The sequence below is a fragment of the Sulfuricurvum sp. genome, from assembly GCF_049277495.1.
Lineage (GTDB): Bacteria > Campylobacterota > Campylobacteria > Campylobacterales > Sulfurimonadaceae > Sulfuricurvum.
The window spans coordinates 1-18,521 of the sequence record NZ_JBASYM010000060.1 but is presented as its reverse complement, the minus strand read 5'-3'; the positions used below and the strand labels follow the sequence as shown (position 1 = coordinate 18,521).

Genomic DNA, 18,521 nt, shown 5'->3' with positions numbered 1-18,521 from the left:
CCCTTCTACACAGCGAAAGCGGTATATTCTCTCTTCAAGGGGTATCTTTTTAATCAGCGTATCAATATCCAGCGTCAGACTTTTTTGGACTTCTCCGCCTACATTGAGCGTCCATGGACGGGTTTTCAGATTTTTGGAGAGTTTTGCAGGAGAGGCTTTATCGGTTCCGAACTCATAAAAATTATTGTAGGTCGTAATTTGATCGTACGACGTCAGTTCTAAAGTACTTTTGTTTTTTTGATACCCCAAGGCCGCCATTAAGGGAGTCATCCCCAGCAGTGCCGCCGAAGCGCCCAGTTTCATCAGCGCTCTGCGTTCATGGTAAACAGACTCACTTGTTATCTCGGATGAAGGGATCAAATCGTAATTGTATCCTCTAAGCATCTTCAACCTCCAGTTGGCTATAATTGCACTATATTATCCAAGGGTTGGTAAATGTCCAAAAAACTTCATATTGTTTCGCTCGGTTGTACTAAAAATCTCGTAGATACCGAAGTAATGCTCGGGCGTCTCAAAGATTTTGAAATGACCGATGCGAGTGGTGAGGCGGATGTCATCATCGTCAACACTTGCGGATTCATCGATGCGGCAAAACAAGAGTCACTAAACACCATTTTCAATCTTGATGCCGGACGTAAGAAAGACTCTGTTTTGGTTATGGCGGGATGTCTCTCTGAACGCTATAAAGAGGAACTTTCACAAGAATTGAGTGAAGTCGATATCTTCACCGGTGTCGGCGATTACGACAAGATCGATGAGCTTCTTGCCGCCAAACAAAGCCGTTTTAGCCCGGAAGTCTATTTGATCGACGGTGCTGAGCGCGTCGTAACCGGTTCAACGTATCACGCCTACATCAAACTCTCCGAAGGGTGCAATCAAGTGTGCAGTTTCTGCGCGATCCCTTCGTTTAAAGGGAAACTCAATTCCCGTGATTTAGAAAGCATCGCACGCGAAGTCGAAGGGCTCGTAGCAAAAGGGTACTACGATTTCAGCTTCGTATCCCAAGACTCAAGTTCTTATCTACGCGATCAAAACGTTCAAGACGGGCTTATCCATCTCATCAAACGGATCGAACTGATTGACGGTGTCCAAAGTGCCCGAATTTTGTATCTCTACCCTTCAACGACAACACTGAAACTGATCAAGACAATCGGTGATTCAAAAATATTCCACAACTATTTTGATATGCCGATTCAGCACATCAATGACGAAATGTTGAAAATCATGAAGCGCGGATTCGGGAAAGAGAAAACTCTCGAACTGCTTAATGCGATGAAAGCTCTTCCGAACGCATTTATCCGCACCAGCTTTATCGTCGGTCATCCGCACGAAAGCGAAGCGATGTTTGACGAGATGGCAGAGTTCGCGGGCAGTTTCGGGTTTGACCGTCTCAATGTCTTCAGCTATTCGGACGAAGAAGGGACCAGTGCCTATACGATGGAAGAGAAAATTCCGACCAAAGTGATCAATACACGTGCTAAAAAACTCGGAAAAATCGCTTCAAACGTTGAAGAAGCAAGCCTCCAAAAAATGGTTGGAGACGAAATTCTCCTCGTCATTGATGGGGTGAGTGACGAACATGAATATCTTCTCAGCGCACGTGCCCTCATCTGGGCTCCCGATGTAGACGGAGAAATCTATGTCAATGACCGTGAGATCGAAGGTGAGCTGACCTTCGGAAAAATCTACCGTGCACGTATCACGGAACTTGCAGAAAAACGGCCACTCGCAACCGTTACGGGCGATGTCTGAACTTCTCCATCTTGACCTTTTAAAAGAGGGTAAGGTTCTGCTTGCCTTCTCCGGCGGGGTCGATTCAACCGCTCTCTTTCATCTGCTCCTTGATCACGGCATTGCATTCGATATTGCCCATGTCAATTACCACACCCGCGATACCAGTGATACTGAAGAGCAAAGTGCGATTGCTTTGGCTGAACAATACTCATTGCAATGTTATACCCACTCCTGCCGTTTGAGTGGAAGCAATTTTGAATCCCGTGCCCGTGATGAGCGGTACCGATTTTTTACCTATCTGATGACGAAACACGGCTATACCTATCTCCTCACCGCTCATCAACTCAATGATCGCTTGGAATGGCTCATGATGCAATTATGCCGCGGATCGGGGTTACCCGAAATATTAGGAATCCGCTCCCTCGACACGCGCAACGGAATCAAAATCCTACGGCCTCTTCTCGAACATGATAGAGAATCGATCGAAGCCTATCTTTATGAACGCAATATTTCCCACCACCTCGATGAGAGCAATTCGGATGAACGCTACACCCGTAACTTTTTTCGCCATCGCTACAGTGCACCGATGATGCGTGACTACACCGATGCCATTCGCCGAAGCTTTCGATATCTGGAAGAAGACAGCGAATCGCTGCTTGAAACCATGAATTTCACTGTGATTCAGGAGCTCTCCTATGCTGCTAATCCATCCAATATGCGTTCACTCATCTATGGAATTGATCATTTTTTCAAATCTAGGGGATATTTGTTAAGTAAACATGACAAAGAGGCTTTAAAACGTGGAGGGGAGCATATCCTTGGACGGCGCTTTACAGTGTCCATCGATACCCACTATACCTTTATCACTCCGTATGAAAGCGGTGTCATGATGGATAAAGGGTTTCGGGAAGAGTGCAGAGAGCTGAAGATCTCTCCTAAATTGCGAGGCTACCTTTACGGCGCCCCTCATGCTTATTCTGTTATCCGTCAATTAAAAGGCGCTCCAGCACCTCTTCGATTCGACTGACGCCGACGATCTCGATGGCTCCTTTTACTTCATCCGGGATATCATTTAAATCACGGTCATAGTTTTTCTGCGGAATAAGGGCAAGTTTCATCCCGGCTCGATGAGCCGCTATCAATTTCTCTTTCAATCCGCCGATCGGAAGGACATTTCCGGTCAAAGAGACTTCTCCCGTCATAGCGATGTCGGCACGGACTTTTTTGTTGGTCAAAATCGACGCGATTACGGTAGACATTGCAATCCCCGCACTCGGACCGTCTTTAGGGGTCGCCCCGTCCGGAACGTGAACATGCAAATCAAAACGTTTATACACTTCACTCGCATCCAGAGGAATATCACTTTCACGTTCTGACGGGGTAAGCGGGATAATCGAGTGATCGACACTGATTTTCCCCTCGTCGATCAACGTTTTGACGACCGAGAGTGCGATTCGTGCAGACTCTTTCATCACATCACCCAAACTTCCGGTGAGCTGAAGAACCCCTTTTCCGTTGATACGGATTGCCTCGATTTTGAGTACATCTCCGCCGACTGCCGTCCAGGCAAGCCCGTTAACGACACCGATACGATCGACATGGTCGGTACGGTCGATCTCAAAAATCGTTTTCTCTAAAAAGTCTTTGAGATTTTTAAGGGTAACACTCACCTTTTGGGTCGTCGGTTCTTCCAGAATCTTTTTCGCCGCTTTACGGACGATATCCGCCACACGGCGGCGAAGATTACGGACTCCCGCTTCACGGGTATGCTTTTCAATCACTTCGGCCATCGCCGTTTTCGAGATAGAAAGCTCACTCGGTTTAAGACCGTGCTTTTTCAATTCCTGCGGAATCAGGTATTGTTTTGCGATTTGGAACTTCTCCTGCGGTGTATAACTGCTCACCGAGATAAATTCCATACGATCGCGCAACGGTCCCGGAATCTGCCCTACATCGTTTGCCGTAGCAATAAAAATCGCTTTGGAAAGATCGAGATTAAAATTCAGATAATAATCCCGAAAATGGGTATTTTGTTCCGGGTCAAGGATCTCAAGCAATACTGCCGTCGGATCGCCGCGGTGGGATTTTGCCACTTTGTCGATTTCATCGAGGACAATGACCGGATTCATCTTTTTCGCTTCGATTACCCCTTGCACAATACGTCCCGGCATTGCACCGATATAAGTACGGCGATGCCCGCGAAGTTCATTGACATCTTCCAATCCGCCCAACGCGATCCGAACTAACGGACGCTTCAATGCTGTTGCGATCGAATTGGCAAGTGACGTTTTACCGACACCCGGAGGGCCCGCAAAACAAAGTATTGCCCCGCGCCCTTCTTTATCCGCGATTCCGCGCAGCTCAAGAAGTTCTTTGACCGAGAAATATTCCAAAATACGCTCTTTCGGTTTTTTGAGTGAAAAGTGGTCTTTATTGAGCTGGTTTTCGACATCATGAATATTCAGCGCTTTTTTCGACTCTTCACCGTATGGAATTTCGAGTACCCATTCAAGATAGGTTTGGATCATTCCCGCATCGGCACTGTCAGGATGCATTCGTGCAAAACGCTCCAATTGCTTATTGATCTCTTTGTACGCATCGGGATGCATTTTATCTTTTTTGGCTTCGAGTTTTTTACGGAATTCCTCGATCTCTTCATCGCGGTGGGTATCGGTTCCCAACTCTTTTTGGATCTGTTTGAGCTGTTCTTTCAGAAAATACTCTTTATTCACTTTTTCGATACGGGTATGTACTTTCGAGCGGATCTCTTTTTGGAGTTTATTCGCTTCGGTCTCTTCGATCAGCTCATCGATCAGCATCAAAAACCGTTTTTCCGGATCTCGTTCGATAAAGAGTTTATAGGCATTCTCTTTTTTGATTTTAATCGAGCTGCAGATGAGATCGACGATGCGGTTATACTCATGATTTTCTTCGATCGTACGGAGCAAATCAGGAGGAAAATAGTTGCTTACTTGTGAAAGTGCACGCACTTTTTCCCGCAATACTTCCAAGATCGCATCCATTTTCAACTCATTCACTGCATGCGACTGGATAATATCGACATGTGCACGCAACGGGTTGTCATGTACCATCTCCATCACATGACCACGGGCAAGCCCTTGAAAAAGCACTTTTATGCGCCCATCAGGCAAAACAACCTTACGCATGATCGAACCGATCACTCCGGCGTCGTAAATTGCATCCCCTTCCCGTTCCCCTTCATGTTCAGGTTTAACAGGACAGACAATAATCAGCGAGTTGTTTTCAATCGCTTCTGCCGCCGCCGCTATATTTTTTTCATCGTTTAAAAAAAGCGGTGAGATCATAAATGGATATAGAAAAAGCTCATCTTCCGCAATAACCGGTAGATTCGTCGGAAAAGAGCTGTAATTACTGAGTTGCATTGAAAAAAATCCTCTTCTTATTTACTCTCGTTGTCATCCATAGAGACAACACTTCGTGTTTTTGGTATCATAAAATCATACCAGCTGCTGCTGCCGTCACCTTCAAACATTTCGCGATACCACGGAACATCCGCATTAACCACTTCAGCAGGATTGATCCATGTCACCGGGTCCATGGTACGATAGTAACCCGCACCCTTTGGTTTATCCAAACGCTCATACAATTGTGCAATCTGCTCATTAAGTACTCCACGAGCGAGTTGCAATTGTGTTTCCATCGTATTGATTTGAAAAATATAAATCGAATAAGGGTAGTTCATCTTAAACGTTTCGACCCCTTTTAACGTCTCATCAATAAGCCCCTGATCCCGTCCGGGATTCGGAAGAGCCAAAAATTTTGCTTTGACTTTCAAAAACTCCGCATATTCGCGCCCTTCAGGCGTTGCATAACGGCGAATATACTCATCCAGAAAATGTTCTGCCAATAAATACTCATCCTGTGCCATATGGGCTTGCGCCATGATCATTGTAGCTTCTGAAAGAAAAGGTGAACTGATATGTTCACTTTGAAGGGAACTGAAATAGCTGTCCGCTTTTTCAAGGTTGCCGTTCGAAACGGACGTAACCATTTTTTCATACCAATATTCAGCGGGTTTATTAAACTCGTCAAGCTCTTTACTACTGCATCCGACAAAAAAGATGAGTGCCGTCATTGCGACTAACCATGTTCTAATCATTATAAAACCTACACTATTTTGAAATTATCAGCTATTTTACCGTAAAGAGATTAAACACCCCTGCTTATCGAAGAAACTTTTTACTTAGATGTGTTAAAATCAGAGGATTATGATACAAGAAGGTAATATGCAGTTTGATTTAAAACTTCCCTTGCTCGGTTTCGATACGGTTTCTAAAATGGAACTCCAAAAAATCGATGAAATTTTTTTACGCCTTGAAAGCGTTGGTGACGGTCCCTCTTTTACCATTATCAACCCTTTCGCTTTACGTGAATATTCTTTTGATATCCCTTCCTCTCTTCAAGCATTAATGGGCATTACCCCTGAGAGCAATTTACTGATTTACAATATTATGATTTTGCAAGCACCTATCGAAAAATCAACAATCAATTTTGTCGCCCCCCTGATTTTTAATACAGACAACCAAACGATGGCGCAGATCATCATCGATAACCGAGCCGATTTCGGTATTGCCGAACCGATTCAAAAATATCTCAAGGGGAACGAAAATGGCTAAAATGATCACCTTCGTCGGTAACGGAAAAATGGCTCTGGCTCTGGCTAAAGGGCTATGTGAAACGCATACGATTGAAGTGATCGGACGAAGTACAGGGGCTATGGAGCATTTTGAGCATGCCCTCAATGTTCCCATCAAAAAAACCCTCTATGCCGATGCGGACATTACAAATAAAACCGTCATTGTCTGTGTCAAACCTGCTAATCTCAGCGAGATCGCACCTCATCTCAAAGGGAACGCGGCTACCCTATATTCGGTTTTAGCCGGAACACCCTTATCCGCACTGAAAATTATTTCCGCGAACCATTACTGCCGCGCGATGCCCAATCTTGCAGCCGAGGTAGGTGCATCCATGACCTCGTTGGTCGGAGACGGTGATATTTCGGTTCAGGCCATGGCTCTTTTTGGAACCATCGGTGCGACATTGTGGCTCAACAGTGAAAAAGAGCTTGATATCGCAACAGCATTAGCCGGAAGCGGACCAGCTTATTTGGCACTTATTGCCGAAGCTCTGTGTGACGGAGCGGTTCGTGAGGGTCTAAAACGCGACGATGCAATGGTCTTGATGCGGGGACTTTTTAGCGGATTCGGAAAACTCATCCAAACAACGCATCCGGCGATTTTAAAAGACAATGTTATGAGTCCGGGTGGAACGACTGCCGCGGGATACGGTGCCCTGGAAAAAGGGAATGTTCGCCAAGGGTGTATGGAAGCGATCCGTGCCGCACACGAAAGAGCAAAAGGGATGAAATAGTTTTTACTATTTCTCCGTTTTTTTAGCCTCGCTGTTATAGACTTTCATCGTAAAGGATGAGCGTATTTTATCGCCGTCTCTCTCAAAATGGATCGGGAAATTCACTCCGATAATCCACTCACTTTTATTTACCCCTTCGACAAACGAATAAAAGCTTGACGGCGAAACAATTTTCGATGTAGCATTGACTTCGTATATTGTAAACGTACCGTTATTTTCAAAAGAGGTCACTTCGGTCAAATAAAGATCCGTAAACTCTTTTTTGTAAAGACGCTCGAATCGATCCGGATTGAAGGGAGTATCAAATGCAGTAATCGTATGGCGATTTTCTCCCTGAAGCTCTTTGAGACGGTTAAACGTAGTATCGTATTGGCGTTGGGTCAGATCAAGCTGCTGAAACTCTTTTTTACTTTCAAGTCGAAGCGAGCGGTATTCCTTGCCCTTGGGAATCAGCAATAAGAATGAAAACGCGATCACCCCGATTAAAAGGATCAAAGAAAGTATGACGATATAGAGCGTTTGGCGATTCATTCGATTACCTCATTACTTTCATCATCCAGATAATTCGATGATACAAAACGGTACCATCCATTTTCCACCGGATAAAAGCTGGTATACGTGCGATGAAAAATCGAACGAAGCGGAGCATGAAGCATATATTCATAGGTATCTTTATTCGGTGTCAACCCGTATAAAATAAGAGATGAAGCTTCTAACTCTGCCCGGTCGAGAGTAATATCATCAGGAACGAGATCAAACAGATTGCGGATACTCTCTTTCATAACCGTATTATCCGTTGTGACTTGCTCGGCAATTTTGACTTCCATATCAATCGTTTTGATCTGTTCTTCCATTTGAGCGATAGAATGCTTTAACGTTGCCTCTTTGATCGATAGGCTTTTACGCTCGCTGACAAAATCATATGTTTTGTACTCTAAAAAAATATAGGTCCCAACCAACATCATTATCGTGACAATAAAAAAGAAAACGACAAGACGCAGCTCTCCGCTTATAAGCCGTTTCGGACGAGGGGCAATAAAACTATGTTTCACAGTCCCTCCTCTTCACTCATGGCAAGTGAAATAACCTCGTTTGCCACATCAATCCGTCGGATTAATACATTTAAAAAAAGTTCCTCTTCAAGATATTTCTTGAGTTCCGCTCCACTGCCGTAAGCATCTGCAATATAAACGGTCTCAACAAAACGGTTTTGACATTGTTCCGTAGCATAAAAACGTCCCAGTATTTTTTGAATAAATTCAAACCGGGCATAATCATCATTAAAACGATCCATCTCCAGCTTGATCTCATTTCCCGCAGGAAGGACTACCCGCTTTTCTTCCGTGGTCGGCTCATCTTCACTGAACTCGACAATCTCTTCCAGTTCATCCAAATCCTCGATATCGCTCAGATTATCCAGTTCATCAATAATATCGAGATCGTCCAAACTCTCGATATCATCAAGATTTATTCCGCGTTCAACCTCTTCTTCCTCTTCGACACCGACCGCAAATCCAAGGGTATTGCCCTCTTCTTCGTCAAGCCCTGACCCCTCGTGACGATGCATCGGATAGTGGTGTGCGTATTCCAGTTTTCCTCCATCGAAAAAGGCTACGCTAAATGAATCTTTTTGGGCTAATGCATAAAGAGCGAATCCGGTGCCTATTTTGTCCGAGAAAAAGTGCTCAATCACCGAAAACGGGGAAAATACAAAATCAAGACCTACTCCGGCATAACGCTTTTTGAGAGTATTAAGCTCTTTTATCGACGCATAAAGAAGCCATTTTTGTTTTCGGCAAAGGGTTTTTGCCCCATTCAAATCATTCTCAATATCATGCAAAGAACATCCCGCCATGGCCCCCTGATTGGGATCGGGATTTAAAACGGCAATATAATGCAGCGGGGATTCATCCGTACATTTTCGAACATAGGCAAGCATCTCGGCATAAGAAGACGCTCCCTCAAACGTATGACTTTCCTGATTGAGCAATTTTTTTTGCTTTAGCGTGACAACGCGGACGTCATACCCTTCTCCATCCTGGACAATCGCAATAAAAATTTTACGGTATAACCATTCTATCACTGAGAGTCCTCATGAGCTTGGCATAATGGATGCGACTGGCGATAATGATCCATCTTCAGGGCATTTCCCAATTTGGTATAAATCTGCGTCGTAGCCATACTTGCATGACCTAATAATTCGCTAACATCGGCAATTCTCGCACCATTGTTTAACAGTTCGGTCGCATACGTATGACGCAATTGATGTGGGGTCACTTTGAGTCCAACCTTTGCGAATGCCTTGATAATGATATATCTTAGACTATTTTCGCTTAATTTTTCACCCAAAGCCTCAAAAATATACTCTTTGGAAGGGGATGTTTGTTGATATGTCTGGACCAAAGCACTGATCTCTCCTATCATCGGAATATCACGTTCTTTCTCCCCTTTACCGCGAACACGGCACCACCCCTCGGAAATATCCGCCATACGCAGATTGGAGAGTTCCGAGATTCTCAGCCCCAGCGTATAAAGTAAGGTTATCGCTAATACTGCCATAGGATCTGCATAGTGAAGCGTATGAAGGATATGTTCATGCGATATTGGTTTTGGAAGAGATTTGGGTACTTTAACGCTCTCATCATTGCGGAGTTCTACTGTTTTTCCCTCGGACCGCAAATATTTGACAAAACTTCGAATAGCGCTGAGTCTTAACGCGATTGACTTGGCATTTAATCCCGCAATTTTTAGACGCAGCGGCATCAGATTAATTGAGATCACACCGGCTTCATCACTAATTTCGGCGTATGTGAGCATTGCATCAATCGAATCATTATAACTTTGTATCGTATGCCGTGAGTAACCTCTCATGGCTTCGAGATATTTTAAAAAATTCTCTTTAGCGCGGTGAAGCGAGTTCATCGTTTAACATCTTAAATTGTTCATAATTACTGCGGGCACGGTCTACCAGTTCCTGATCCAAAACAACCGTTGAAGCATTCTTTTTATACGAGTCGACGATAATCTGGCTCATCATTTTAATTTTTGCCCGCTCCTGAGGTGTCACACTTTTTTGAGCGGCTATACGGCGAATCTCTTTATTATACTTATCGGCCAGTTCGTTATAACGGACATATTTAAGCGCCATTTGCGACTGTGCCATCACCGTAGAAGCCATACGGTTGTAAGAATCGAGTTCAAACGATTCTTTTGCCAGGGCAAAAGCTTTGTCGTAATCTCCCATTGCATACGAGAAACGGGCTTCAAACGATTTTTGATACGAGGGGTGAATAACAATCCACAATCCCATTGCCACAATACCGAACAATAAAGCAATCAGCCATTTAGAGAGCATGTTCCATTAACCTCGCTTTGATCAAATCTTTTGCCGCTTCCATCTCCATTCCTTCAAGATCGATCGGCTCAGATGCATAAAAATCGAGTGTGCCGAACGGTTTAGGTACCGTAAAACGGTCCCAGCTCGGCAATTGCCAAAACTTGGACGGGACACAGCTGTAAACGATAACTTTTGTCTTCCGTTTTTGTGCCATGATGACAACCCCGTCACTCATCTCATGACGAGGCCCTTTCGGCCCATCGGGTGTTATCCCGATATCATACCCTTCACTGAGCGATTTTAGAGCCTGGATCAGTACTTTGGCTCCGCCGCGTGTCGTCGAACCGTGAATCGTTCCGAGTTTAAAATAGCGCATAATACGGGCAATGATTTGGCCGTCGAAATGGTCGGAAATAAGGACATTGGCTTTGGGAGAGGTGCGGAACTGATAGTATAAATAGGGCTGCATCAGCAGATCACCATGCCAAAAGGCAAAAATGACCGGTTCGGAGGGGATAAGGTTCGGAAGATGAAACCGTTTGGTATTTGTTAGATAAATGAGACGGATGATGAGTGTCCCGATGGGAGGGATCAGCCATAAAGCCAGAGCGCGTAAAAAACGTTTACGCAATGATCTCTCCGTACTGGACGTTGCGGGAAACCTCCGTAATTTTCACTTTGGCTATTTTACCCAGCCACTCCTCACTCCCCTTCACTTTTATCGAAAGATTATTGTCACTGCGGCCGGCAATGTGCCCGCTATCGCGTAACTCTTCGAAATAGACCTCAACAACTTTACCCAGATTGACTGACTTCATCTCATCGAGTATCTGATCATGACGGGCTTGAAGCCGTTCTAAACGTTCCGAAGCTACTTCCGAATCAATCTCATCCAACTTTTCAGCCTCAGTCAACGGACGAGGAGAATATTTGAAACTAAAAAGCTGCTCAAATCGAACTTTGTTGAGAACATCCATCGTATCTTCGAAATCTTCATCGCTCTCACCCGGAAACGCGACAATGATATCGGTACTGATACTGACATCCGGAACCAGCTCCCGCAGTTTTGCCGCACGGTTTAAAAACCACTCTTTGCTGTATCCGCGTTTCATCGCTTTAAGAATCTCGCTCGATCCGCTCTGAAGCGGCATATGCATCGATTTACAGATCTTAGGGTTGCGGGCAAACTCTTCGATAAACTCATCGTCCATATGAAGCGGATGAGGGGAGGTAAACCGTATGCGCTCCAACCCCTCTACCGCACTGACACGGCGAAGCAATTCGGTGAAATTAATCTTTTCGTTTCCGCCTGACAAGCGGCGCCCGTAGTTGTTGACGTTTTGGCCAAGGAGGAAAACTTCTTTGGCTCCGTTTTCGACTGCTTTGCGTGCTTCGGCAACGATCAGATCGGCCGGAATCGATATCTCATCTCCACGGGTTTTAGGGACGATACAAAAAGTACACTGCTTGTCGCACCCGATAGAGATATTAATATAAGCTTTATAGGGGCTGCTGCGGAAATCTTTAAATGCAAACTGCGATTCATCATAATCGATCTCGATCTCGACCGCTTTATCACGGTGAAGTACATCGGCAATTTTAGAGACATTTCGGGCACCGAGAACAAAATTGACATACGGAGCCCGCTTAATGATCTCTTTTCCCAAGTGTGATGCCGTACATCCGCATACACCGATTTTGGCATCCGCTTTTTTAAGTTTGTTGAAGACACCCAGTTCGGAGAAAAGTTTATGGACCGGTTTTTCACGCACAGAACAAGTGTTGACGAGAATTAAATCCGCACTTGCTGCATCATCGGTCAGTTCATATCCCTCTGAGGCATTCAGTTCGGCAATCATGTGCTCGGAATCGCGCACGTTCATCGCGCATCCGAGCGTCTCGATAAAAAGTTTTTTGGCCATTATAAAATATGGACCTCATACATGTATTCATTTGCAGAAAGCCCGTATTTTACTTCGCGCATGTAAAAGCTTTTTCCTTCGCCTTCAAAGTGATCTTGAAGCGCAAGGAGATCTTTATGGGAGTTTTCACGATCGAAATAGAGGATCGACGAATTGCTTTTCTCTACCATTTCGGTGATTTTTTTAAGGTCGATTTTTTTTGGTTTTGCATCGTGTTCGCTGCGTGCGAGTTTGAGTTCCATGTTTTTTCCCTTTATATAGTTCTTGATATTAGGGGGATTATATCGGTGATATGATAAATATCCTATTAAGAGAAATTTATGTATAATACTTATCCTTCATAAAAAAAGCTTTCCCAACCAACCCAATTTTTTATGAGTTACCCATTTAAAGAGGATAGTCCTATGGAAAATATGTTAGATATTATTGATTCAATCGCCAATGAAAAAGGGCTTAGCCGCGAAAATGTTCAAGAGGCGATTAAAACCTCGTTTATCCAAACTGCCAAACGAATTATCAATCCTACCTTTGCTTTTGAAGCTGATATCGATGATCGTACCAAACAAGTAAAATTACGCCAAATCATTACCGTCGTTGCCGACGATGCTCCCGAACTCGAAGGGGAAGAGGCAGGTGCCTACATGGGTATCACCGCAGCATTGGAGATCGATGATGAAGCCGAAATCGGCGATCAGCTCCAAATGGAACACGATATCGAAAGCTACGGACGAAGTGCATTCGCCGCTTTGCACCGTGAGATCGAGTTTCATATCCAGCGTTTGGTCGAAAATGAACTGTATGATAAATACAAAAGCAAAATCAACCAAATCGTTTCCGGTCGCGTAACACGCGTTGACAGTGACCAAAATACGACCATTGAGATCGATGAAATTCGCGCGACCTTGCCGATGAAAAGCCGTATCAAAGGGGAAAAATTCAAAGTCGGCGACGTCGTCAGTGCGATCGTTCGCCGCGTCCATGTTGATAAAAATACGGGTATTTCGATGGAACTTTCCCGTACGTCTCCAAAATTCCTCGAAGAGCTTTTAGCTCTCGAAGTTCCGGAAATCAAAGACGGTATCGTTGTCGTTGAAAAATGCGCCCGTATCCCGGGTGAACGTGCCAAAATCGCCCTCTACACCAACCGTCCTCAGATCGATCCGATCGGAGCAACCGTCGGTGTCCGCGGTGTCCGTATCAATGCGGTCAGCGAAGAACTTTGCGGCGAAAACATCGACTGTGTCGAGTACAGTTCTTCCCCAGAACTTTTCATCTCCCGTGCGATGTCTCCGGCGATTATCAGTGCCGTCGTCGTCGAGGAAAATGAAGCCGGTGAGAAAAAAGCGATCGTCACGCTCCCAAGCGACCAAAAATCCAAAGCTATCGGTAAAAGCGGTATCAATATCCGTCTTGCATCGATGCTAACGGGTTATACCATCGAGCTGAATGAAGTCGGCGGAACAGCCCAAATGGGTGAAAAAGCGCAAGAAGAGAAAAAAGAGGGGCTTAGCTCACTCGAAGCGCTTTTCGGAAACTAATAACTATACCTACTTTTTTGTTCCGGCAAAAAAGTAGACAAAAAACCTCATCTCTCAAGCAAAGCGCTCGCATGCTCCCGGCACTGCTGCCTCCGCATGCGGCTTTAGCGGATGCTTGAGAGATACATTTCTATCTATTTTCGCCAAAGCGAAAAAAATCAAATAAATTCTGTCCCAAAAACACACCTAGAGCAAGGTCGCTTGCCGAAAGGCAAAAGCGTACCGCCAGCGTTCTGTTTTTGGGACGCTTTTCTTTTGCGTACTTTTCTTTTTAAAAAGAAAAGAACACTACCGTTTCACAAATGGATTTAACTTTAACAGTATCGCATCCGCAATCTGATTCCCGATCAACGTCAAAAACGCACTCATCATCAAAATCCCCATAATTACCGGATAATCCCGACTCATCGCACTCAGATAAAAAAGCTGCCCCATCCCTTCGATCCCGAAAATCGATTCCAGTATGACCGACCCACCGATCAATCCCGGCAGGGAGAGTCCTAGCATCGTGACAATAGGCGGCAAAAGATTGGGGAGAATATAATGGCGGATGATTTTGGCTTCTTCTATTCCCCGCGCACGGGCAAAATAAATATAGTCACTTTTGAGGATTTCCAGAGTCAGCGAACGTATATAAAGCACTAGGCTCCCGATCCCCACAAAGACCATCACCATGATCGGCAGCGTCAGATGCCACGCCATATCGAGATAATATCCTATACCCTCCGGAGGTTCCAGTGAATGCATCCCCGCAATCGGAAACCATCCTAACGTAACGCTGAGCACCATCATCGCCACCAATGCCAGATAATACGAAGGCATCGCAAAACTCAGTAATGCCAATTGGCTAAAAAACCTATCGGTTTTCCCGCCATGTGCCAGTGCTGCTTTGATCCCCATCCAGAGAGACACGACAAATGTCACTGCCATCGCAACAATATTCATCCAAAGCGTAACCGGAAGACGATCCGCTACCACTGCACTCACCTGCGCACCGCTGACAAATGAGATTCCGAAATTAAGGGTGAGAAGATTGACCACCCAATCAACATATTGCTGCAATAACGGTTTATCCAGACCATAGATGGCACGCAGCTGAACTATCGATTCTTGTGTCATATTGGGGTTGAGTTCCCCCCCCATAAAACTGTTCGGCGCCATATGAATCGCCCCAAATGAGATCAAGGAAATCAAAAAAAGCATTAAAAAAGTATAGAGTAATGATCGGAATAAATATTTCATGGGAAGATTATAACGAAAGTGCAGGGAAAACGGTAAAAGAGAGTTCACCCCGGAAGGGGTGAAAAGCGAAACAGATCTCTTAGAAGTTAAGAGTTAGGTAAGCTTGAACAGTGTTTACAGATGGTGTAGTGTTCCAGTCTGTATTGATGTATGCTACCGTAGCATCCAATGGTCCAAATGATTTAGTAGCTGTAATAGCAACTTCATTCATTGTCAAATTAACTACATCAAAATCAGTATTTGTGTAATATGCACCGAATTTAGCAACATTTTTCATATCGTATTCAGCTGTAAGGTTGATTGACTCAGCGTCAGGAGCACCTACAACGCCGTATGACCAATATGTTTCAGTATACAATTTAGATTGAGCTGTAGTAAGGTTACTTGTTGCAACGTTAGCAATATTCAATGTACCGTCTTTATCTACATTTGAATATGCTGCAGATACGTTAAGGCTTTCAACACCAGAATATGCAAGTTTGAATGCATATGCTTTTGAATCTTTAGTAACACCTAATGCTTCTAATGCACCTTTTGGTGACATATCAGCGTATTGTGCGCCTACTTTTACGTTTTTAACCAATTGGCAATCCCAATCAGCTTGTAACCAGTATGCATCAGCAATGTTTGCAACATTGTAATACCATGCTTGAGCAACCAACGGTTTGAACGAATTGTTAACGATTGCAGCAGCATATGCACCGCCATTGTTAAATGTAGTGAAACTTGCGTCTGCACCAACAACACCACCGTCAAGTGCTAAACCAACACTTGCTAATGTAGATACATTGTTTGTTCCCAAACCTACAAGAGAAACTGCGTTTGTACCATTACCTTTACCAACCCATGCACCGACCAAAGTCGTATCCGGGATATCTTGGTTGATAAGAACCGCTGCATCAAAAGTATTTGGAACGATTGACCATTTTTCAGAGAAAGCCAAAGGAGTGTCTAGCTCCATACGACCAAGTTTCGCAGTAGTTTTGCCAAGTGTAGCGGCAACCCACATTTCACCCATCCATGCTTTGTCATCAACTTCTGCATAACCAGCGCCTGTACCTGTACGTGCACCGTGTGCACCAGTCCATGTAGCGTCTACAAGGTTATTTTCAAGACCAAGAGTACTAACAGCATAGCCAGTTGCACCGAAAGAAACACCTTTAGTCAAATCACCAGTTACACTGATACGTAAAGCAGTATCAGCAGCACTTGTACCTTTTGAAAAAAGACTATCATCAGTATTACCCGTTACAGCGTTGGTAGTAGTAGCATCATTTGTGCTATAGAAAAGTTTAGCGTCACCGCTTACTTTTACATTATCGATTGCGAATGCACTCGCTCCTAGCAACACTGCTGCTGCAAGACTCATTTTAACTAACTTCATTGATTCTCCTTAAGTTAAGCTTGACCTTATGTTTTTGTTTCGTCAAGGTTAATTGTAACCCCGCTATTCTTAAACAATGCTGTAAAAAAATAATTTTGTTTTCTATTGGTTTACTAATGGCAAACCCCTATTTTAGCGAATGTGACAAATTTGTAATGTTCACTCCTGCCTATTTTTATTATCCATCCTGCTAATTCTATGTTATAGTACGAACTAATCTGAAAAACTAAACCCCAATAGAGGAAACACCATGCGTCGTACCTTAACCTTGTCTCTATCTCTCTTGATCTTCAGCGGATGTGCTGCAAACCATGTCGGAGTGACACCGTCTCAAAACACTAATCTCCAAGCTGTCTCTCCGAGCACGACTGCTGTCGGAAAAGGCGGAATAATGCAGCGTTCTCTGGATAACTGGCTCAAAGAGGAATGGAATCCCATAATGGCGAGCGAACCGACGCTGAACACGAAGAAGCAAAACGACGGAACAGTAGTAACAACCAAAACAGAACCGACTAAAATCAGTGTAAGTACCCAGACTTCTGATGGCAAAACAGTCGAAAAAGTAACGAATGCCACTCAGATCACTACAACAACCAAAGCCCCGGATGGTACAGTAACCACTACAACCGAAGTCGTACCGTTAGATGAGGACAATACGCCGTTTACATTGCAAAAATATGTGGATAAGTGGAATCTATATAATATGAATAAAGAAAAGATGAAAGAAGGGAAACCGCAAGAGCCGTCTCATATCGAAGAAATAAACACTTTACCGGTTATCGGCAAGTAACTATTGGTAACATGATTATCCCGCAAAAACGGGATAACTTGTTATTTTCTCTCGTCCCAGCTAAAAACACTTTTACCTTCAGCATTTTTCTCAACCGCAGCCATACCCATGATGTTATAGCCTGCATCCACATAATGGACTTCTCCGCTCACTCCGCTGGAGAGATCACTGAGCAGATACATCGCTGAGTTCCCCACTTCTTCGATCGTGACATTTTTACGCAACGGCGCATTTGCTTCGTTCCAGTTGAGGATTTGTTTGAAATCGCCGATACCGCTTGCGGCAAGGGTTTTGATCGGACCTGCACTGATGGCGTTGACCCGCTGTCCTTTAGACGCTCCAAGTTCAACCGCCATATAACGCACACTCGATTCCAATGCCGCTTTAGCAACACCCATCACGTTATAGTTCGGGATATATTTCGGCCCGCCGAGGTAACTTAGTGTAATGATCGATGCTCCCGGAGCTAAAACAGACTCTAAACGGTTAGTCAAATCGATAAAAGAATAGACCGAAACATCCATTGCGATTTGGAATGCACTTTTCGAGGTTTTCATAAACCCTTCCGTCAATGCCTCTTTAGGGGCGAAAGCGACCGAGTGGACCAAAAAGTCGATTTGACCGAAATCCGCTGCTACTTTTGCGGCAATCGATTCCATATCCGCATCATCTGATACATCGAGTTTATAAACCGGAGAATTGTTAAACGCCGCAGCTATAGGTTCGACTCGCTTCTGGAGCGCTTCGTTGAGATAGGTAAACGCCATTTGCGCCCCTTGCGCATGAAGTGCTTGCGCAATCCCGTATGCGATCGATTTGTCATTCGCCAATCCGACGATCAACCCTTTTTTTCCTTGCATTAACATGTATTATTCCCCTTGTTGTAGTTTTGTTTAGTGACTATAATTCAGATGCTTGGGCAATCATATCGCAAAAATCATTTGCGCTGAGTGCTGCGGAGCCGACAAGAACGCCGTCAACGTTTTCGAGTGCCATGATCTCACCTGCATTTTCCACCTTGACACTCCCCCCGTATAAAAGCGGAGCCGATGTTTTTTCCCGAAGTGCGCCATGCAAGAGTTCGATATCATGGTTTTGAGGCGTCAATCCTGTCCCTATCGCCCATACCGGCTCATACGCTACAATCAAATCAGGATAGGAA

General features: G+C 44.4%; 20 protein-coding genes and 1 pseudogene. 6 read left to right on the top strand and 15 right to left on the bottom strand.

Features of this window, described 5'->3' with window-relative positions; genetic code table 11:
* Positions 1-384 (bottom strand): annotated as a pseudogene (locus tag WAO38_RS10655) (mononuclear molybdenum enzyme YedY); the annotation flags it as partial.
* A gap of 51 nt (positions 385-435) precedes the next feature.
* Here WAO38_RS10655 and rimO point away from each other — a divergent pair.
* Both rimO and tilS read left to right on the top strand, forming a co-directional pair.
* Positions 436-1,752 (top strand): 30S ribosomal protein S12 methylthiotransferase RimO, encoded by a 1,317-nt coding sequence (gene rimO / locus WAO38_RS10650; RefSeq protein ID WP_422236945.1) that lies wholly within the window; start codon positions 436-438, stop codon positions 1,750-1,752.
* Positions 1,691-2,761, top strand: coding sequence for a tRNA lysidine(34) synthetase TilS (gene tilS / locus WAO38_RS10645; RefSeq protein WP_422236943.1), 1,071 nt, complete (start codon positions 1,691-1,693; stop codon positions 2,759-2,761). The genes rimO and tilS overlap by 62 nt, the downstream gene beginning before the upstream one ends.
* On the opposite strand, the gene lon is transcribed toward tilS, so the two are convergent.
* Positions 2,715-5,138, bottom strand: coding sequence for an endopeptidase La (lon, locus tag WAO38_RS10640; RefSeq protein ID WP_422236942.1), 2,424 nt, complete (start codon positions 5,136-5,138; stop codon positions 2,715-2,717). The genes tilS and lon overlap by 47 nt on opposite strands.
* Before the next feature lie 17 nt (positions 5,139-5,155).
* Positions 5,156-5,875 carry an outer membrane protein assembly factor BamD gene (locus WAO38_RS10635; protein ID WP_422236940.1) on the bottom strand — a complete coding sequence of 240 codons (720 nt, stop codon included), beginning with the start codon at positions 5,873-5,875 and terminating at the stop codon, positions 5,156-5,158.
* A 127-nt stretch (positions 5,876-6,002) separates the two neighbouring features.
* Here WAO38_RS10635 and fliW point away from each other — a divergent pair, with 127 nt between their 5' ends.
* A complete protein-coding gene (gene fliW / locus WAO38_RS10630; protein ID WP_422236938.1) occupies positions 6,003-6,392 on the top strand; it encodes a flagellar assembly protein FliW in 390 nt (129 codons plus the stop codon).
* Positions 6,385-7,146 (top strand): pyrroline-5-carboxylate reductase, encoded by a 762-nt coding sequence (locus WAO38_RS10625; RefSeq protein ID WP_422236937.1) that lies wholly within the window; start codon positions 6,385-6,387, stop codon positions 7,144-7,146. The genes fliW and WAO38_RS10625 overlap by 8 nt, the downstream gene beginning before the upstream one ends.
* Before the next feature lie 6 nt (positions 7,147-7,152).
* Here the strand turns inward: WAO38_RS10625 and WAO38_RS10620 are convergent, their stop codons facing one another.
* Genes WAO38_RS10620 through WAO38_RS10585 form a run of 8 tightly spaced genes read right to left on the bottom strand, consistent with a single transcriptional unit; the run spans position 7,153 to position 12,647 of the window.
* Positions 7,153-7,677 carry a hypothetical protein gene (locus WAO38_RS10620; protein ID WP_422236935.1) on the bottom strand — a complete coding sequence of 175 codons (525 nt, stop codon included), beginning with the start codon at positions 7,675-7,677 and terminating at the stop codon, positions 7,153-7,155.
* A complete protein-coding gene (locus WAO38_RS10615) occupies positions 7,674-8,198 on the bottom strand; it encodes a hypothetical protein (protein WP_422236933.1) in 525 nt (174 codons plus the stop codon). The genes WAO38_RS10620 and WAO38_RS10615 overlap by 4 nt, the downstream gene beginning before the upstream one ends.
* Positions 8,195-9,229 (bottom strand): hypothetical protein, encoded by a 1,035-nt coding sequence (locus WAO38_RS10610; RefSeq protein ID WP_422236931.1) that lies wholly within the window; start codon positions 9,227-9,229, stop codon positions 8,195-8,197. Before WAO38_RS10610 ends, WAO38_RS10615 begins: the two co-directional genes overlap by 4 nt.
* Positions 9,226-10,068 (bottom strand): tyrosine-type recombinase/integrase, encoded by an 843-nt coding sequence (locus WAO38_RS10605; protein WP_422236930.1) that lies wholly within the window; start codon positions 10,066-10,068, stop codon positions 9,226-9,228. The genes WAO38_RS10610 and WAO38_RS10605 overlap by 4 nt, the downstream gene beginning before the upstream one ends.
* Positions 10,046-10,501, bottom strand: a complete 456-nt coding sequence (locus tag WAO38_RS10600; RefSeq protein ID WP_422236928.1) for a hypothetical protein — start codon at positions 10,499-10,501, stop codon at positions 10,046-10,048. The genes WAO38_RS10605 and WAO38_RS10600 overlap by 23 nt, the downstream gene beginning before the upstream one ends.
* The gene (locus WAO38_RS10595) at positions 10,491-11,114 is read right to left on the bottom strand and encodes a lysophospholipid acyltransferase family protein (protein WP_422236926.1); all 624 of its coding nucleotides are present in this window, start codon (positions 11,112-11,114) and stop codon (positions 10,491-10,493) included. Before WAO38_RS10595 ends, WAO38_RS10600 begins: the two co-directional genes overlap by 11 nt.
* Positions 11,107-12,408 carry a tRNA (N6-isopentenyl adenosine(37)-C2)-methylthiotransferase MiaB gene (gene miaB / locus WAO38_RS10590; RefSeq protein WP_422236947.1) on the bottom strand — a complete coding sequence of 434 codons (1,302 nt, stop codon included), beginning with the start codon at positions 12,406-12,408 and terminating at the stop codon, positions 11,107-11,109. The genes WAO38_RS10595 and miaB overlap by 8 nt, the downstream gene beginning before the upstream one ends.
* Positions 12,405-12,647 carry an HP0268 family nuclease gene (locus WAO38_RS10585; protein ID WP_422236924.1) on the bottom strand — a complete coding sequence of 81 codons (243 nt, stop codon included), beginning with the start codon at positions 12,645-12,647 and terminating at the stop codon, positions 12,405-12,407. Before WAO38_RS10585 ends, miaB begins: the two co-directional genes overlap by 4 nt.
* 162 nt (positions 12,648-12,809) lie before the next feature.
* On the opposite strand from WAO38_RS10585, the gene nusA reads away from it, so the two are divergent.
* Complete coding sequence (gene nusA, locus WAO38_RS10580; protein ID WP_422236922.1) at positions 12,810-13,943, top strand: transcription termination factor NusA; 1,134 nt, start codon at positions 12,810-12,812, stop codon at positions 13,941-13,943.
* Positions 13,944-14,231: 288 nt separating this feature from the next.
* On the opposite strand, the gene WAO38_RS10575 is transcribed toward nusA, so the two are convergent.
* Positions 14,232-15,185: an ABC transporter permease gene (locus tag WAO38_RS10575; RefSeq protein WP_422236920.1), complete on the bottom strand. Its 954-nt coding sequence runs from the start codon at positions 15,183-15,185 to the stop codon at positions 14,232-14,234.
* A gap of 79 nt (positions 15,186-15,264) precedes the next feature.
* The gene (locus tag WAO38_RS10570; protein WP_422236918.1) at positions 15,265-16,569 is read right to left on the bottom strand and encodes an OprD family outer membrane porin; all 1,305 of its coding nucleotides are present in this window, start codon (positions 16,567-16,569) and stop codon (positions 15,265-15,267) included.
* Positions 16,570-16,819: 250 nt separating this feature from the next.
* Between WAO38_RS10570 and WAO38_RS10565 the strand changes: the two genes are divergently transcribed.
* On the top strand, positions 16,820-17,359 hold the full coding sequence (locus WAO38_RS10565; protein ID WP_422236917.1) for a hypothetical protein: 540 nt from the start codon (positions 16,820-16,822) through the stop codon (positions 17,357-17,359).
* Between the two features lie 41 nt (positions 17,360-17,400).
* Here WAO38_RS10565 and fabI read toward each other — a convergent pair whose 3' ends face one another.
* Both fabI and WAO38_RS10555 read right to left on the bottom strand, forming a co-directional pair.
* Complete coding sequence (fabI, locus tag WAO38_RS10560; protein WP_422236915.1) at positions 17,401-18,225, bottom strand: enoyl-ACP reductase FabI; 825 nt, start codon at positions 18,223-18,225, stop codon at positions 17,401-17,403.
* Positions 18,226-18,259: 34 nt separating this feature from the next.
* A partial coding sequence (locus WAO38_RS10555) for a triose-phosphate isomerase (RefSeq protein WP_422236913.1) occupies positions 18,260-18,521 on the bottom strand: 262 nt, incomplete at its 5' end.

Coding starts and splice junctions, on each gene's coding strand:
- lon (WP_422236942.1), bottom strand. CDS start 5,138: ATGCAACTCAGTAATTACAGCTCTTTTCCGACGAATCTACCGGTTATT.
- WAO38_RS10565 (WP_422236917.1), top strand. CDS start 16,820: ATGCGTCGTACCTTAACCTTGTCTCTATCTCTCTTGATCTTCAGCGGA.
- WAO38_RS10625 (WP_422236937.1), top strand. CDS start 6,385: ATGGCTAAAATGATCACCTTCGTCGGTAACGGAAAAATGGCTCTGGCT.
- WAO38_RS10620 (WP_422236935.1), bottom strand. CDS start 7,677: ATGAATCGCCAAACGCTCTATATCGTCATACTTTCTTTGATCCTTTTA.
- WAO38_RS10585 (WP_422236924.1), bottom strand. CDS start 12,647: ATGGAACTCAAACTCGCACGCAGCGAACACGATGCAAAACCAAAAAAA.
- fabI (WP_422236915.1), bottom strand. CDS start 18,225: ATGTTAATGCAAGGAAAAAAAGGGTTGATCGTCGGATTGGCGAATGAC.
- WAO38_RS10570 (WP_422236918.1), bottom strand. CDS start 16,569: ATGAAGTTAGTTAAAATGAGTCTTGCAGCAGCAGTGTTGCTAGGAGCG.
- rimO (WP_422236945.1), top strand. CDS start 436: ATGTCCAAAAAACTTCATATTGTTTCGCTCGGTTGTACTAAAAATCTC.
- WAO38_RS10600 (WP_422236928.1), bottom strand. CDS start 10,501: ATGCTCTCTAAATGGCTGATTGCTTTATTGTTCGGTATTGTGGCAATG.
- WAO38_RS10575 (WP_422236920.1), bottom strand. CDS start 15,185: ATGAAATATTTATTCCGATCATTACTCTATACTTTTTTAATGCTTTTT.
- WAO38_RS10635 (WP_422236940.1), bottom strand. CDS start 5,875: ATGATTAGAACATGGTTAGTCGCAATGACGGCACTCATCTTTTTTGTC.
- WAO38_RS10605 (WP_422236930.1), bottom strand. CDS start 10,068: ATGAACTCGCTTCACCGCGCTAAAGAGAATTTTTTAAAATATCTCGAA.
- nusA (WP_422236922.1), top strand. CDS start 12,810: ATGGAAAATATGTTAGATATTATTGATTCAATCGCCAATGAAAAAGGG.
- fliW (WP_422236938.1), top strand. CDS start 6,003: ATGCAGTTTGATTTAAAACTTCCCTTGCTCGGTTTCGATACGGTTTCT.